This is a genomic window from Candidatus Hamiltonella defensa 5AT (Acyrthosiphon pisum) (assembly GCF_000021705.1).
GTDB lineage: Bacteria > Pseudomonadota > Gammaproteobacteria > Enterobacterales > Enterobacteriaceae > Hamiltonella > Hamiltonella defendens.
Window position 1 is genome coordinate 1,675,765 of the sequence record NC_012751.1, and the last position, 17,303, is coordinate 1,693,067.

Consider the following 17,303-nt stretch of genomic DNA (forward strand, 5'->3'; position numbering starts at 1 on the left):
ATTGATTTTTTATGAAATTCAGCGAATTTTGGTTACGGGAATGGGTGCAGCCTGAAATCACTACAGAAATATTAAGCGAACAACTCACCATGGCCGGTTTGGAAGTAGAAACCGTTGAACCTGCCGCGCCTCCTTTTTCTGGTGTGCTGATTGGTCATGTGCTGGAATGCCATCCTCATCCGAATGCTGACAAATTAAAAGTCACTAAAATTCATCTGGGACAAGATAGATTATGCGATGTTGTCTGTGGTGCCCAAAATTGCCGGCAAGGCTTAAAGGTCGCGATCGCCACAATAGGCGCTGTGTTGCCCGGATCCTTCAAAATAAAAAAAACAAAACTCAGAGGCGTACTCTCTGAAGGCATGCTGTGTGCTTTTGATGAACTTGGGATCCCATCAGATGAAACGGGCATTATTGAGTTGCCTGAGAACGCGCCAATTGGAATGAATTTTCGCGAATGGCTGCATCTCGATGACAATATTTTTCAAATCAATGTGACTCCTAACCGTGCTGATTGTTTAAGTATTTTAGGCGTGGCACGTGAAATCGCCACGATCAACCGCTTACCTTTGCTCGGACCCAATATCAATAAGGTCACAGAAAAGATTCAGGAAAAAAGATGGATTAGGGTAGAAGCCCCTGAGGCTTGTCCTCGTTATCTGGGACGAGTGATAAAAGGGATCTGTGTTAAAGCAAAAACGCCGTTCTGGATGCAAAAAAAACTTGAGCGTAGTGGCTTACGTTCGATTGATCCCGTGGTAGATGTCACTAATTACGTACTTTTAGAACTTGGACAACCGCTCCATGCGTTTGATTTAGAAAAAATCAAGCACGAAATTATTGTGCGTTGGGCAAAAGAAGGGGAAGAACTCACTCTACTTGATGGCCGTGCCCTACATCTGAATCCGAAAACACTGGTGATTGCAGATCACACCAAGGTCTTAGCATTAGCAGGGATTTTTGGCGGTCAGAATTCTGGGATCACTCAAAAAACCGAACACCTTTTTTTGGAATCCGCCTTTTTTCGCCCGACAGCGATTGTGGCTCAGGCTCGTCAGTATGGGTTGCAAACAGAGGCGGCTCATCGTTATGAAAGAGGTGTTGATCCTCAATTACAATATAAAGCGATTGAGCGTGCGACTCAGTTATTGATAGAGATTTGTGGAGGCGAAGTCGGTCCAATTATTGATGTCAGCAGCCCAGCCATGCTCTCTAAAACACAACATATCACCCTGCGCAGCAAAAAATTAGATCGTTTACTGGGGTATCAGATTGAGTTTGATCAGGCACTGGATATTTTGCAGCATCTTGGTTTTCAAATTCAGGAAAAAGAACATACGCAAGGGGCCTATCGTTTGCAATTGAGGCCGCCTAGTTGGCGTTTTGATATCGCTCTCGAAGAAGATGTGATAGAAGAAATCGCCCGTATTTATGGGTATCACCGTATTCCGGAGACACCCATAAAATCGGAGCTATCTATCGGGTCATCTTCTCAAAACGAATGCGCCCTCACTCGATTTAAAACATTGTTAACATACAGAGGGTACCAAGAGGCCATCACTTACAGTTTTGTTGATCCTAAAATTCAATCGCTCTTGCATCCTGATGAAGACGCCCTTTTTTTACCCAATCCGATTTCTGCTGATATGTCTGTCATGCGATTGTCGCTCTTAACTGGCCTCCTTTGTGCCGTCGTTTACAACCAAAACCGCCAACAAACCACTGTGCGCCTTTTTGAAAGCGGGTTACGTTTTATTCCGGATAGCTCTCAACCTTTAGGAGTTAAGCAGGAGCACGTGCTTTCAGGCATGATCACGGGGCAGCGTTTTCCCGAACATTGGGATTTTTCAAGCCAGCCTCTCGATTTTTACGATATGAAAGGGGATTTGGAAGCACTTTTAGATCTGAGCGGAAAATTACCTGTGATTCAATTTAAAACGGAACCTCATTGTGCTTTACATCCAGGGCAAAGCGCCGCACTCTATCTCAACGAAGAAAAAATAGGATGGATGGGCCTCATCCATCCGAAATGTGCTCAAGCGTTAACCCTCAAAGAGAGCCCCCTCGTGTTTGAAATACAATGGAGAAAATTAACAGACTCTGTGACACCATGTGTCAAAAAAATTTCGCGTTTCCCTTCTAATCGCCGAGATATTGCGATCATTGTTGATGAGAAGATCCCTGCGGAAGAAATCTTAAAAGAATGTAGAAAAGTTAGCGTAAATCAGATAGTTGACATAAACTTATTTGACCTTTATCAAGGTGAAGGGGTAAGCAAGGGCTATAAAAGTCTTGCTATCAGTTTAGTGTTGCAAGATTCGGAGCGTACGCTAGAGGAAGATGAGATAGCTGCTACCGTTTCGACATGTGTATCGGCTTTAAAAAAGAAATTTCAAGCATCCTTGAGGTAATTAACATGACCATTACTAAAGCTGATATTTTGGATGATGTATCTGAAAAATTTGGTTTAGAGCCGAAAGAGAGTAAAGATCTTTTAGAATTATTTTTTGAAGAAATACGTTGTATTCTAGGGGATGAGGAGTGCTCTGAGCTTAAATTTTCTGGTTTCGGTAATTTTAATTTGAGAGATAAAAAAGCACGCCCGGGCCGTAATCCAAAAACCGGTGAAGATGTTCTTATTAAAAAACGCAGAGTCGTTACTTTTCATGCAGGGCTAAAATTAAAAACGTTGATTGAGAACGGTAATGAAAAATGCAGTAAGTTAAAAAATAATCAATAGATTGGTTGAGCATGAGTGAAATTTCTCAAAGCATACCTGAGCGGGTCAGCTGGGTACGACAAAATCATTTTGCCATTATGTTGCCACCTGATCGCTTGGCTTTTCTTGTAGCGATTGCGACTTTAAATATCGAGCGATTGGATGGAGAAATCAGCGAAGGTGAGCTGATAGACATTTTTTATCTGGCCAATAAAGACGTCGCACAAGCTCATGAAAATCTGTTGATTCGTGCCAATAATGCCATTAATGATATGGTCGACCAGCGCTTACTCAATCGTTTTACAACTCAACAGGCAGAAGATTATGCCATTTATCGCTTAACCCTTTTGGGTATTGGCATCACGGATTATTATATTCGTCAAAAAGAATTTTCAACATTACGTCTTTCGATACAACTGTCAGTACTGGCCAAAGAAATAGAGCAAGCAGCGAATGCTTCAGAAAAAAATGAAAAGGAAGAAGCTCACTGGCGTCAGTATGTTTTCGCTATTTTGAAATACTCTGTATCAGACATGTTTGATCATATTGACATGACCCAACGAGCTATGGACGAGCAGCAAAATAGTGTCAAAGAAGAGGTAGCTGCCCTGTTACATCAAGACTGGCGTACGGCGATTGCCAGCTGTGAGGTACTGCTGTCTGAAACGTCTAGCACCCTGCGCGAGTTACAAGATACTTTAGAGGCAGCGGGAGATCAGATTCAAACACACTTGTTACGGATTCAATCTGCTGTGATGGATCGCTCTGAATTAGAGTACATTGATAAACTGATTTTTACTTTGCAAGCCAAACTAGATCGCACCATCAGTTGGGGTCAACAATCTATTGATTTGTGGATTGGCTATGATCGTCATGTGCATAAATTTATTCGAACTGCGATTGATATGGATAAAAATCGAGTCTTTGCGCAAAGATTGCGTCGTTCGATACAGAAATATTTTGATCATCCTTGGGCATTAACCTTTTCTGATGCTCTGCGTTTATTAGATATACGTGATGAACAATCATCCAGCCTCTCTAATGTAGAGTCCATAGGAGAGCTTCCCTCGGAGCTCAAATTTGAAGGATGTGATCTGATCCGAAGCCAGCTGAGCAGCCTCATTGAAGAGGCCTTGATGGTGTATCAGCAAAAAGCGATTCCCCTTCATTTAGGGCAAATACTACGGGATTATCTTAAAAAATATCCTGTTTCTCAACATTTTGAGGTGGCTCGGATCCTGGTTGATCTCGCCCTGCAACTTGGCGTGGCTTCAGAAGATTTTTCTGGATTATCAGCTCAATGGTTGCCCATTAATGATTATGGAGCACAAGTGCAGGCACATGTCATCGATCAATATTGAACACATTATGCCAGTGAAACTGGCACAGGCTTTGTCAAACCCCCTATTCCCGAATTTAGACAGCCAACTACGTTCAGGAAGACATGTAGGAATGGATGAATTAGAAAATCACTGTTTTTTGATGGATTTTCAAGAACCATTAGAGACATTTTATCGTCGATATCACGTTGAATTAATTCGCGCACCTGAAGGTTTTTTTTATTTACGGCCTCGTTCCAGTACCCTGATCCCCCGCTCCGTGCTGTCAGAATTAGATATGATCCTGGGTAAAATTTTATGTTATCTGTATCTCAGTCCTGAGCGTTTGAACAATCAGGGCATCTTTAGTGAGCAAGAGCTTTATGAAGAATTGATCACCCTTTCTGATGAAAAAAAACTGTTCAAATGCATCAACCAACGCTCTACTGGCTCCGATTTAGATAAACAAAAATTACAAGAAAGAGTCAGAACCTCTCTTAACCGTTTGAGGCGGCTCGGTATGGTGTATTTTATCGAAAATGACAAACAAAAATTTGTCATCAATGCGGCTGTTTTTCGTTTTGGCGCGGATATTCGTCATGACGAGGATCTCCCAGCAGCACAGTTACGTTTGATCCAACAAGGTGAAGCCGTTGATCTTCTGAATCCCGAGAAAATGCAGGTTTTCACTCCTAATGACCTCCCTGATGAAACCCCGAATGAACATAGAACCCAGACAAAGGATGAAGAAGAATGACAGCACGGGGTAAATTTCATTCACTGACATTGATAAACTGGAATGGTTTTTTTGCACAAACCTTCGATTTGGATGTACTCGTCACCACGCTTTCTGGAGGCAATGGCGCGGGGAAATCAACTGTCATGGCCGCCTTTGTCACTGCATTAATCCCCGATTTAACGTTACTGCATTTTCGTAACACCACAGAAGCTGGTGCAACAACAGGATCAAGAGATAAAGGTTTGCACGGGAAATTAAAAGCGGGAATCTGTTATTGCATTTTGGATGTCTCGAACTCAAAACAGCAACGTCTATTAGTGGGGGTGCGCTTACAACAAGTCTCAGGACGCGATCGTAAAGTCGACATTAAGCCTTTTAGTATTCAAGGATTATCCAAAGACATCAAGCCGACAGAAATATTGACAGAAAGACTCGGTGATTGTCAGGCAAGAGTGATTTCTTTGATCGAACTCAAATCTAGACTTGAAAAGCAGGAAGGGGCCGAATTCAAACAATTCCAGTCCATCATGGATTATCATTCGTTTATGTTTGATATGGGGATTATTCCAAAACGAATGCGCTCATCGGCTGATCGCAGCAAATTTTACCGTTTGATTGAAGCCTCTCTCTATGGTGGAATTTCCACTGCCATCACGCGCTCATTGCGAGATTATCTTCTGCCAGAAAATATCGGAGTGCGTAAAGCATTCCAGGATATGGAGTCTGCATTGAAAGAGAATCGTATGACATTGTCTGCCATTCGTGTGACTCAATCGGATAGAAATTTGTTTAAGCATCTCATCTCTGAGGCCACTTCTTATGTTTCAGCAGACTATATGCGTCATGTCAATCAGCGTCGTGTCTTGATTGAAAATGCATTAATTCTGAGGCGAGATCAGCAATCTTGTTTAAAAAAATGGCATTCAGAGCAGGATCTTTATCGAGAAATGATGCAAGAATGGACGGGAGGAAGTGATTTAGAAGCGGCTTTAGAAGCAGAATACCAGTCGGCCAATGATCGATTAAATCTGGTACAAACAGCCGCCCAACAACAACAAAAAATCGCCCGTTATCAAGATGATCTTGAAGAGCTGTCGTCTCGTCTCGAAGAGCAGAATTTCATCGTCGAAGAGGCGCATCTTCAGAAAATTGGCAATGAAACCCGATTTGAATCGGCGCAGAAAGAGGTGGACTGTCTCAAAAGCCAGTTGGCAGATCATCAACAGGCTCTAGACTTACAACAAACACGTGCGATTCAATATCAACAGGCACAAGAAGCTTTGGCACGGGCTCAAACTTTATGCCAATCCGATATCCATATCGATAATTTAGAGAAGTATCTGGCCATTTTTCAGGACAAAGAAAAAGCGGCCACGCTGGCTTTATTAGAAATCGAACAAAAAGTCCAGATTTCAGCAGCGGCTAAAAATCAGTTTGAACAAGCCTATCAGCTGCTCATAAAAGCGGCAGGAGAAAACGTGCCTCGTTCACAGGCTTGGCAAAAAGCACGTGAACTTCTTCGAACTTGGCCGTATCATCAACATCTGGCACAAACACAGCCTTCTCTGAAACGACATTTATCTGAACTCGAGCAGCGTTTAGAGCAGCAACAAAATGCGGAGCGTCTGTTCAAAGCATTTTGCCAGCGTCAAAAACAAAACTATCCTGTCGAAAACTTCCCTGATCTGGAATCAGAATGGGATCAAACCCTGTTAGACTTGAACCAGTACAAGAGCAGTGAGGTTGAACGACGAATACAGATTTCTCAGGAACAAGAGCAAATTAAAGAAAAAATAAAAAAATTGAGAATACAGGCTCCTATCTGGATCCAAGCGCAGGACGCGCTGAATCATCTGAGAGATCAAAGCGGAGAAGCCTTAAAAAACAGCCAGCAGATGATGGAATATATTCAACATCAAGTCGAAAATGAACGAAAACTCAGCTTTGAACGCGATCACATTGCTGCTCAAAAGCAAGCCATCAACGATCAAATACATCAATTACATCATAATGGGGCAGACAGCACACAATTACAGGCTCTTGCAGAACATGTTTCAGGGGTGCTGCTCTCAGAAATCTATGAAGATGTCTCTCTAGAAGATGCGCCTTATTTTTCTGCTCTCTACGGACCATTACGAAATGCCATTGTTGTCCCTGAGCTTTGCTCAATACAAAAAAAACTTCAAAATTTGCAGAATATTCCGGAAGATGTCTATTTTATTGAAGGGGATCCTAATGCGTTTGATGAAAGTACGTTTTCTGTTGAAGAGCAAAAAAACGCTGTTTTAGTGAAATTGGCACAGAGGCAATGGCGTTACTCCTGTTATCCGAAAGTCCCCGTCTTTGGTCGTGCCGCGCGCGAAAATCGCCTCAAAGAATTAGAGGTTGAACATGATCTTTTGGCACAAACCTACTCTAAGCTGTCGTTCGATGTACAAAAAATTCAAAGAACCCATGAAGCTTGTCACCAGTTTATTGGGCGCCACTTATCGGTGGCTTTTGACGAAAATCCGGAAGAGGCATTACAGTTATTAAATGCCCGTTCTCGAGAAATAGACACTGTATTGCACGCACAGAATGACAAAGTCAAAGATCAACAACAACAGATCGATCAGATTAAAACCGCTCTTTCTGATTTGCGTCAATTGCTGCCTTTGCTACCGCTGTTGAAGGAAAACACCTTACAGGAGCTGATACAGGTCGCACGTGAAGAACTGACCAAAGCTGAGTATGCTCAACGCTACCTCAAACAAAATGGCGATCATTTAGCTCAGTTAGAACCTTTGCTGCCCATCTTACAAACAGATCCCCAACAAAATGAGCTTTTACAGAAAGAGTATCTTCAGGCTCAAGAAAAGCAAAGTCAGGTTCAACAACAGTTGTTCTCCCTAAAAGAAGTCATACAAAGACGCACCCACTTTAGTTACGAAAAGGCCAGTGAGATAGGCATAAAAAATGCCTCTATGGACGATCAATTACGTGAATGCTTGTTGAAAGCCGAGCAGGCGTGCCTGGAGTCTCGCGAAAAACTGCGAGATTCTCAGTCTGAATACATTCAATATCATCAAGTTTTATCGAGCCTAAAAAGTGCTTATGATGCCAAACAAGACATTCTAAAAGAGCTTGAACAAGAATTAGAGGCTCTAGGCGTACAGGTTGATTCTAATGCTGAAATCAGGGCCGCTGCTGATAGAGATCAACGATATGCCGCCCTTAGTGCTCATCGTTTAGCTCGTCGTCAATTAGAAAAACAGCTCGCTCTTTTTGAAATTCAATTGGATCATTTTAAAAAAAAATGCATGGCATTACAGAGAGATTACCGTCAAATAAAGACACAGGTGAACCAAAGCAAAAAAAGTGGGTTTACTGTGATTAGAATGGTCAAAGATAACCAAATAGAAGCCAAAATACATAAGCGTGAAATGGCGTATATGCACAGTGACGAATTGCGATCAATCTCCGATAAAGCGTTAGGCTCATTAAGATTAGCGGTCTCAGATAATGAGCATCTCAGAGATCTCTTACGGTTATCAGAGGACACGCATCGTCCTGAGCGAAAAATTCAATTTTATATTGCGGTTTATGAACACTTACAGGCTCGTATTCGGCAAGATATTATTCAAACAGCAGATCCTTTAGAAGCCATTGAACAAATGGAAGTTGAACTCGCCCGTTTGACCGAAGAATTGAACCTGCGTCAACAGACATTAGCAATCAGCTCAAAAGGCGTCGCGAATGTGATTCGAAAAACCATCCAAAGAGAACAAAATCGCATCCATATGCTCAATCATGGTTTAAAGAGTGTTTCTTTTGGTCAGGTCAAAAGTGTTCGTTTAAATATTCAGTTCCATAAAACACATTTTAGTTTATTGACCGCGCTTGCTGAGCAGGAAGAAAGACATCAGGATTTATTTGGGAACCCTAAACTCACGTTTTCTGAAGCTTTGGCAAAATTGTACCAGAGACTGAATCCACAAATAGATATAGGTCAACGTTTACCTCAAGCATTGGGTGAAGAACTACTCGATTACCGTAATTATCTCTCGCTTGAAGTCGAGGTTAATCGTGGTGCAGATGGTTGGCAGCGTGCTGAAAGTGGAGCATTATCGACGGGAGAAGCCATAGGCACAGGAATGTCGATTTTAGTCATGGTCGTACAAAGCTGGGAAGAAGAATCGCAACGTCTAAGAGGCAAAAATATGGTACCTTGTCGCCTCTTGTTTTTGGATGAAGCGGCACGTTTAGATGCCAAATCTATCGCTACTTTATTTGAATTATGCGAGCGCTTAGAAATGCAGCTCATTATTGCGGCACCAGAAAATATCAGCCCAGAAAAAGGCACCACCTATAAATTGGTGAGAAAAATTTTTCAAAATAACGAACACGTTCATGTCGTTGGTCTAAAAGGTTTTGCCGGAGAACTGTCCTAATGCTTTTGACTCTTCAGAAAAAATAAAAATAGATTGATGAGTATAAAAAATCTCTTACAGTCAATGCTGTTGTGTTGGTCATTATATAGCTTCTCTGTGATTTTAATGTTGACACCTCAATCGAGCTCAGCGGATCATCCTTTTAAAGGCATCGATTCTATCGATGAACGTGAACGTGCTTTATTAAGCCAATTACCTGAACAAATCAAACTCTATTCCTTATCAACATTATCTGAGCTTTATGAAAAAAATGCGCGGGAACCCCTCTGGCAAGACCCGCTGGCTATCCAAGATTTTGAGCAACAACTTTTGGAAGTGGCCCTATTAAAGATCAATCCGCAGTTTTCAACATGGCTGGAATATCTATCCGATCCCAACATCACAGGAATAGCGCGTGACATCATTTTATCTGATGCGATGTTAGGGTATTTGTATTTTATCTCCTCCCTCACTTCTGAAGAAAAAGTTTGGTTATACAGACCTCCTTTAAATTCAGACAGACAGGGCTACCAGATCATGCGGGCCCCTGAAAATAAAATTACCTCATGGCAAGAAGCCATTCATAAAAACGAGACCTATCATTATGTGAACTCATTAGCACCACAGCATCCTCAGTATCGTAAAATGCAGACGGAATTACTTAAATTACTTTCGGATAACTCCCCTTGGCCAAAATTGACTGAACGTGTTTATTTGAGAGAGGGGTACAGCAGTAAAGATATCTCTAATGTGAAAAAAATATTATACCGTTTGGGGATAGGCAATATGTCACTCACAGACGTAGATTCACAGGTCTATAGTCATGATCTCGTCATGGCAATCAAACAATTTCAAAAAAATCGAGGCTTACCTGCTGATGGTATCATTGGCATTAGGACCAGAAACTGGCTCAATGTGTCACCCAAAATACTGGCGAGATTACTGGCGCTCAACATGCAAAGATTGCGTTTCACTCCGGCTGATATCCAAACAGGGATTTTAGTCAATATCCCTGATTATTCACTCAATTACTACGAAGAAGGAAAAATACGGTTATTTTCGAAAGTGATAGTGGGTCGTCCTGATAGAAAAACCCCTGTGATGCAAAGCGCGATCAATCAAATTGTGATTAATCCTGATTGGAATGTGCCTCATTCCCTGGCAAGAGAGGATATTCTGCCCCAAGTCATCAAAAATATCGATTATCTCCAGGAGCACAATTATCGCATACTCTCCAGTTGGAGCCAAAATGCGGAGGTCATCGATCCCGAAAGTATCGACTGGGAAAATATTTCAATAGAAAATTTTCCCTATTATCTCCGTCAAACCTTAGGACCCAACAATCCTCTTGGGCATTATAAATTTAATATGCCGAATCGATATTCCATTTTTTTACATGACACTCCTAATAAAGCGATGTTTCAACGATACAGACGGGCAGGCAGCTCAGGGTGTGTGCGTGTACAAAAAGCCTCTGAACTGGCGCGCCTGTTACTTAAAAAGACAGGTTTAACCGACGCAGATATATTGAATTTTCTCAAAGAAAATAAAAGCACCTACCGGAACACGCGGAAGCGTATTCCGGTTTGGTTGTATTATCTCACCGCTTGGGTTTCAGAAGACGGAGCCACTCAATTTCGTACCGATATTTATCATTATGATCAAAGTGTTTTATAAGTTTCCTGTTATTTGTCCCATATCCCATAGCTGCGTAGCATGGCCTCCGATTTGGGTTCACGACCGAGGAAACGTTTAAAGAGCACCATAGGTTCTTCTGAACCGCCTTTAGAGAGGATTTCTTCAAGAAAAGATTGACCCGTTTTAGGGTTAAAGATGCCTTCTTTTTCAAAACGAGAAAAGGCATCTGCTGCTAATACTTCTGCCCATAAATAGCCATAATAACCCACCGCGTAGCCGCCCGAAAATATATGCGTAAAGGAATGTGGGAAACGGGTCCACAGAGGCGTAGGTATGACAGAAATTCGTTTTTTTACTTCACGCAATTGAGCCAGAACCTGTGTTCCTTTGACAGGATCATATTCATGATGTACACAAAAATCGAATAAGGCGAATTCTAATTGACGAATGATAAACAAGGCCGATTGATAATTTTTTGCCGACAAGAGTTTATTTAACATCTTTTCTGGTAGGGGCTCAGCCGTTTCATAATGCCCTGAAATAAACGCCAAGGCTTCTGATTGCCAGCACCAATTTTCCATAAATTGACTGGGTAATTCTACCGCATCTCTAGGTACACCATGTATCCCAGAGATGCCTGCTGTTTCTATTGTGGTGAGCATATGGTGTAACCCATGACCAAACTCATGAAAAAGGATAGTGACTTCATCATGAGTGAACAGGGCCGGTTTGTCTTCGACAGGACGACTAAAGTTACAGACTAAGTAGGTCACTGGCTTTTGTAAATGACCATCACTAAAACGCAGTCTATCAACACATTCATCCATCCAGGCACCAGCACGTTTGTGTTCTCGTGCATAAAGATCTAAATAGAAACTACCGTAGTGCTCGTTATTTTTTTCATTCAACACTTTAAAAAAACGCACATCAGGATGCCAGGTATCAATATCATGGCATTCTTTTATCTGAATACCATAAATACGGCGTGTGACTTCAAATAACCCCTCCAAAACACGTTGCTCTGGAAAATAGGGCTTTAATTCTTCATCACTGATAGCGTATAAATGCTGCTTTTGTTTTTCAGAGTAATAAGCAATATCCCAAGCGTGTAACTCATCCACACCATAATGCGCTTTTGCAAAAGTACGTAATTGTGCCAGCTCTTTTTCCGCTTTCGGACAAGCAAGTTTGGCGAGATCCTCTAAGAAATTGCGTACCTGTTCGGGCTTTTCTGCCATTTTAGTACTTAAAGATTTTTCAGCGTAATTTGCAAAACCCAATAAATGCGCTAATTCATGACGGAGGGCCAGTATTTTTTCCATGATTTCGCTGTTATCCCATTGACCAGCATGGGGCCCTTGATCTGATGCTCGAGTCGAATAAGCCTCGTAGATTTCTTGCCGGAGTTGACGGTTATCTGCATAGGTAATAACAGGTAAATAGCAGGGCATATCTAAGGTTAACAATGCCCCTTTTTTTTGTTTTGCTTCCGCTTGCATTTTGACCAGACTTAAAGCACTTTGAGGTAATCCAGTTAATGAGGCAAGATCGTCAATTTGTTTGGTCCAACCCATGCTGGCATCCAAAACATGGTTACTGTAGGCAGAACTTAATTCGGACAAACTGGCGACTATTTCAGCATAGCGTTTTTTGGCCTCAGGTTCTAAACCAATGCCTGATAACCGAAAATCACGTAACTGATTTTCAACTGATTTACGTTGAGGAGCACTGAGCTCAGAAAAGTGTGCGCCTGATTCTAAATTGAGATAAGCCTCATACAACTTTTCGTTTTGGCCTATCCAAGTACTGTACTCAGATAATAATGATAAGCATTGCTCATAGGCGGCTCTGAAATCTGTGTTATTTTTAACCGAATTGAGATGGCTGATAGGCGACCAAACACGGGACAACCGGTCATCTGCTTCTGCTAAAGGCTGGCAAAGATTATCCCAAGTAAACATTTTTTTTTGGGCAATCAAATTTTCTACCTGTTCACGACATTCATTGATCACTGTTTTTATTGCAGGCACAATATCTTCTGCACGAATTTTTGAAAAAGGGGGAAGATAAAAATGCGTTAAAAGTGGATTTTGCATAATATGCTCTGGTAATTTGATGTTGATGATGTTTGTTGAGAAGAGATCATCGATTTTATTAATTTAATGGAACTCCAATACGTTTAGCCACTTCTTCGTAGGCCTCAATGAGGCCCCCTAAATTTTGTCGAAAGCGATCTTTGTCCAGTTTATTTAAGGTTGTCTTATCCCATATACGGCAGCCATCGGGTGAAAACTCGTCCCCCAAAATGACCTCTCCTTTGAATAAACCAAACTCCAATTTAAAATCAACCAAAATTAAATCCGCGGCATCAAATAAGGGACTCAATACGTCGTTTACCTTGTAGCTTAATTCTTTCATTTTGACTAAATGAGCGGTGCTGGCCCAACCAAAAGTCTCACAGTAAGATTCAGTTACTATTGGATCGTGCAGGCTGTCATTTTTTAAAAATAGATCATAGATAGGAGGATCGAGTAAAAGGCCTTCTTGAAGAGCTAACCGTTTTTCTAAAGAACCTGCGGCTCGGTTTCTTATGACAGATTCGAGAGGAAACATATCCAATTTTTTAACCAGAAGTTCATTCTCTGATAGTAAACGTTCCAGTTGTGTTGGAATACCCGCCTCTTCCAGTTTCAGCATAATAAAATGGTTAAATTGATTATTAATGATGCCCTTTCGATAAAATTGTTCTATACGTTTACCATCCAGTGCGGAAGTATCATTTCGAAATTCCAACACAAGAAAGTCAGGGTTTTCGGTAGCGTAGACCGTTTTTGCTTTTCCACGGTAGACTTCAGACAATTTTTGCACTTTTTATCGCTCTATGAAAAAAAGGGGGTAAATGATATGGTTTATTTTTCTGTTTCTGTTTCACTAAAAACCGCCTTTAAAACCGGCACCAAATCATCATTCTCAGATTGAATTAAAGTCTGCCCGTTAGAATTCATAAACTGTAAACTGCTACGATTTTTTAAATCCCCCAGCTGTAATTTATACTCACCTGGTTTTAAATCCGGTTTTTTGATACCCATCTTTTCCCACTGTTCATCGCTGACAGGTTTATAAATGACTGAGAAAGTTCCTTCTGAGCGACGGCTTTCTGTTATTACCATTCCTATTTTCTTTATCGCTAAGGGTAAACGTTCCCAAACGGTTGCATAAGATGCACGTATCACGATATTGGGCAACCCATTTTCATTACTACTTGATTGTACGTCTAAACTTCCTGCTTTATGTATGACTCGTGTGTTTTCTGCATCTACTTGAGTTTGGTACAAACCTTCGATAATGGTGTTCAATACTGTGTTGTTATAACGTTGGATATAATTAGGATCAGTTGTTTTTTTCTCTCCCTGATGTAGATCAAGGGTCTTTAGTATTAATCGTTTTGGGCGTTCATTTTGTTTCACACTGATTTCATAACGCCCTGAAAATGGAGGATTTTCATTCATATTGTTCCATGTAATCCAATCAGTTGTTAGTGTTTGATCGCGATCATTCTGATTGGCAATAGGGAGATTTTTTTTCTTTATTATATTGAGAACTTCTAACCATAAATTACCGGGGCTATCCTCTAAAAATAACGTGCTAATTCCATTAGCATATTGACTCTGGGAAGCCTCAATTAAAGCTAAAATTTGTACAGGCGGACGAATATCGACTTGTTTTCCAACAGGCTCTTTTTGTGTCACATCAGGAACATAATAATTGCTATTTTTTAGAGGTAACATCAGACCTTCAGGTGATTTAAGTGATGTCAGTTTAGGAGTATTAAGATAATACTCTTCTCCTTTCATAGCTGATTTCGTCTCAGATTTCATCTCACGTTTAGCATTTGAATTTTTTGCACAGACCGTTAACAATAAACTTAAAAAAATGATCAGCATTTTTGGGTTCAATTTTATTTTCATAAGTTTTTGTAATAACATTTGCAATTTCCTTAAAAAATTAAAGTAAACCAGCACTTTTTAATGCCGCCATTACTTTAGGTTTGGCCGATTCAACTAAACGAGTCATAGGTAAGCGTAGAGTATCAGTCGTGATTAACTGTAACTTGTAACAAGCCCATTTAACTGGAATAGGGTTTGGCTCAATAAATAAATGATGGTGTAAGGGCAACAGCTTTTGGTTTAAAATTCGAGCTTGAGAAAAAAATCCCTCTTGAGCCAACGCACAGAGGTCATTCATTTTGGCAGTTGCGACATTCGCTGTCACTGAAATAATACCTTTCCCACCCAGTTCCATAAAGTCTAAACCAGTTGCATCGTCACCGCTTAGAAGAATAAATTTTTCATCACAAATCAAAGATTGGATCTCTCTGACACGATTTAAATCACCAGTGGCTTCTTTAATACCAATAATATGCTTAATTTTAGATAGCCGTGCAACCGTTGGAGGCAGGAGGTCACAACCAGTACGTGAGGGGACATTATAAAGAATCTGTGGGAGCTCAGTGCTTTCTGCAATCGCTTTAAAATGCTGGTATAACCCTTCTTGGGTGGGCCGATTGTAATAGGGAGTCACCGTTAAACAAGCAGCGACAGCTGTATTATGGAAATGTTGTGTCAAAGAAATGGCTTCGTCTGTCGAATTAGCCCCTGTACCAGCAATGACAGGGATTCGACCTGATGCAAATTCCAAGGTTTTTAATACAACATACACGTGTTCATCATGATTTAAAGTTGCAGATTCGCCCGTTGTACCAACGGAAACAATCGCTTGAGTTTTTCTCTCAACATGATGATCCACTAATTTTTTTAGACTGATTTCATCCAAACGGCCTTTGTTGTCCATAGGAGTAACCAATGCCACAATACATCCGCTGAAAACATCTGTTTTAGTTAACATTAGTCATCCTCTAAAAAGGTAAATATAGACAGACAAATGTCTTTAAAACTTGAGCAATAATCCAGATCTGCTATTGCTATTTTTAGAAGTAAAAAATATAAAAAAACCGAGCAAGCCCGGTTTTTTATCTATAGATACATTTATGCATTTGTATGTGTGGTAGGCTCTGGCTCTGATACAGATCGATCAAGCAATTCAATATAAGCCACAGGTGCATTATCTCCTGCCCGGGAACCACATTTTAAAATACGGGTATAACCACCCGCTCGGCTCACAAAACGAGGGCCAAGTTCATTAAACAATTTCACCACAATGTCGTTATCACGAATACGGGCGAACGCCAATCGACGATTAGCAACGCTATCCGTCTTGGCAAGAGTAATTAATGGTTCAACAACACGACGCAATTCTTTAGCTTTTGGTACAGTCGTTTTGATTATTTCATGACGAACCAAAGAACTAGCCATATTACGAAACATAGCACGACGATGGCTACTATTACGGTTGAGTTGACGACCACTTTTACGATGTCGCATGGAACCTTATCCTTCTCAGTAAAACATTATCTTGTGAATCATTGCTCATCAGAAAGATTTGCCGGCGGCCAATTTTCTAGGCGCATGCCCAAAGATAGAGCTCGCGAAGCCAACACATCTTTAATTTCAGTAAGAGATTTTTTACCCAAGTTAGGCGTCTTAAGTAACTCAACTTCGGTACGCTGCACTAAATCACCAATATAGTGAATGGCTTCTGCCTTCAGACAGTTAGCAGAACGAACAGTTAATTCTAAATCATCGACAGGACGCAACAAAATAGGATCAAATTCTGGCTTTTCTTCCTTCAGCTCTGGTTGACGAACATGATGTAGGTCAATGAAAGCCTCTAGTTGCTTAGCTAATATGGTGGCAGAAAAACGAATCGCTTCTTCAGGATTTATCGTACCATTAGTTTCCATATCAATAACTAGTTTGTCTAAATCGGTTCTTTGTTCTACACGTGCTGCTTCGACAACATAAGCAATCCGCTCTACAGGACTATAACATGCATCCACCAGCAGACGACCTATTGGGCGTTCATCTTCTTCTAGATTCATTCTAGAAGAAGCTGGAACATAACCACGGCCACGTTGAATTTTGATTTTCATGCTAATAGAAGCATTTTCATCAGTCAAGTAGCATATGACATGCTGCGGCTTTACTATTTCCACATCGCCATTATGAGTAATATCAGCAGCAAGCACAGGGCCTATTCCAGACTTATTCAAGGTAACAGTAACCTCGTTTTTACCTTGAACTTTCACCTTCAATCCTTTCAGGTTAAGCAGAACTTCTAAAATATCTTCCTGCACACCTTCTTTGGTACTGTATTCATGCAGCACACCATCAATCTCAACTTCAGTGACGGCGTAACCCTGCATAGATGAAAGCAAAATACGACGCAGCGCGTTACCGAGAGTGTGACCGAAACCACGCTCTAAAGGTTCAAGGGTTATTTTAGCGTGACTCGGACTGATTTGCTCGATATTTACCAAGCGCGGTTTTAGAAACTCTATCTCAGAACCCTGCATTGTGTCC

Annotated in this window: 12 protein-coding genes; 6 read left to right on the forward strand and 6 right to left on the reverse strand. The window is 41.0% G+C overall.

Features of this window, described 5'->3' with window-relative positions:
* Positions 1 to 11: 11 nt before the first annotated feature.
* The 6 genes from pheT to ldtD are packed head-to-tail and all read left to right on the forward strand — an operon-like array spanning position 12 to position 10,863.
* Positions 12 to 2,411, forward strand: a complete 2,400-nt coding sequence (pheT, locus tag HDEF_RS08205) for a phenylalanine--tRNA ligase subunit beta (protein WP_015874189.1) — start codon at positions 12 to 14, stop codon at positions 2,409 to 2,411.
* A 5-nt stretch (positions 2,412 to 2,416) separates the two neighbouring features.
* Positions 2,417 to 2,740, forward strand: a complete 324-nt coding sequence (locus tag HDEF_RS08210) for an integration host factor subunit alpha (RefSeq protein ID WP_015874190.1) — start codon at positions 2,417 to 2,419, stop codon at positions 2,738 to 2,740.
* A gap of 11 nt (positions 2,741 to 2,751) precedes the next feature.
* Positions 2,752 to 4,080 carry a chromosome partition protein MukF gene (mukF, locus tag HDEF_RS08215; protein ID WP_015874191.1) on the forward strand — a complete coding sequence of 443 codons (1,329 nt, stop codon included), beginning with the start codon at positions 2,752 to 2,754 and terminating at the stop codon, positions 4,078 to 4,080.
* A complete protein-coding gene (gene mukE, locus HDEF_RS08220; protein WP_044612375.1) occupies positions 4,061 to 4,795 on the forward strand; it encodes a chromosome partition protein MukE in 735 nt (244 codons plus the stop codon). Before mukF ends, mukE begins: the two co-directional genes overlap by 20 nt.
* The gene (mukB, locus tag HDEF_RS08225) at positions 4,792 to 9,207 is read left to right on the forward strand and encodes a chromosome partition protein MukB (RefSeq protein ID WP_015874193.1); all 4,416 of its coding nucleotides are present in this window, start codon (positions 4,792 to 4,794) and stop codon (positions 9,205 to 9,207) included. The genes mukE and mukB overlap by 4 nt, the downstream gene beginning before the upstream one ends.
* Positions 9,208 to 9,243: 36 nt before the next feature.
* Positions 9,244 to 10,863, forward strand: coding sequence for a L,D-transpeptidase (gene ldtD, locus HDEF_RS08230; RefSeq protein WP_234809387.1), 1,620 nt, complete (start codon positions 9,244 to 9,246; stop codon positions 10,861 to 10,863).
* Positions 10,864 to 10,871: 8 nt separating this feature from the next.
* On the opposite strand, the gene prlC is transcribed toward ldtD, so the two are convergent.
* From prlC to HDEF_RS08260, 6 genes are all read right to left on the reverse strand, one after another.
* Positions 10,872 to 12,920: an oligopeptidase A gene (gene prlC / locus HDEF_RS08235; protein WP_015874195.1), complete on the reverse strand. Its 2,049-nt coding sequence runs from the start codon at positions 12,918 to 12,920 to the stop codon at positions 10,872 to 10,874.
* A gap of 58 nt (positions 12,921 to 12,978) precedes the next feature.
* Positions 12,979 to 13,692, reverse strand: coding sequence for a phosphoribosylaminoimidazolesuccinocarboxamide synthase (gene purC / locus HDEF_RS08240; protein WP_015874196.1), 714 nt, complete (start codon positions 13,690 to 13,692; stop codon positions 12,979 to 12,981).
* A 41-nt stretch (positions 13,693 to 13,733) separates the two neighbouring features.
* Complete coding sequence (bamC, locus tag HDEF_RS08245; RefSeq protein WP_044612376.1) at positions 13,734 to 14,810, reverse strand: outer membrane protein assembly factor BamC; 1,077 nt, start codon at positions 14,808 to 14,810, stop codon at positions 13,734 to 13,736.
* A gap of 19 nt (positions 14,811 to 14,829) precedes the next feature.
* A complete protein-coding gene (gene dapA / locus HDEF_RS08250; protein WP_015874198.1) occupies positions 14,830 to 15,729 on the reverse strand; it encodes a 4-hydroxy-tetrahydrodipicolinate synthase in 900 nt (299 codons plus the stop codon).
* A 140-nt stretch (positions 15,730 to 15,869) separates the two neighbouring features.
* Positions 15,870 to 16,265 (reverse strand): 50S ribosomal protein L17, encoded by a 396-nt coding sequence (gene rplQ / locus HDEF_RS08255; RefSeq protein WP_015874199.1) that lies wholly within the window; start codon positions 16,263 to 16,265, stop codon positions 15,870 to 15,872.
* Between the two features lie 38 nt (positions 16,266 to 16,303).
* Positions 16,304 to 17,296, reverse strand: a complete 993-nt coding sequence (locus HDEF_RS08260; RefSeq protein ID WP_015874200.1) for a DNA-directed RNA polymerase subunit alpha — start codon at positions 17,294 to 17,296, stop codon at positions 16,304 to 16,306.
* Positions 17,297 to 17,303: the final 7 nt, after the last annotated feature.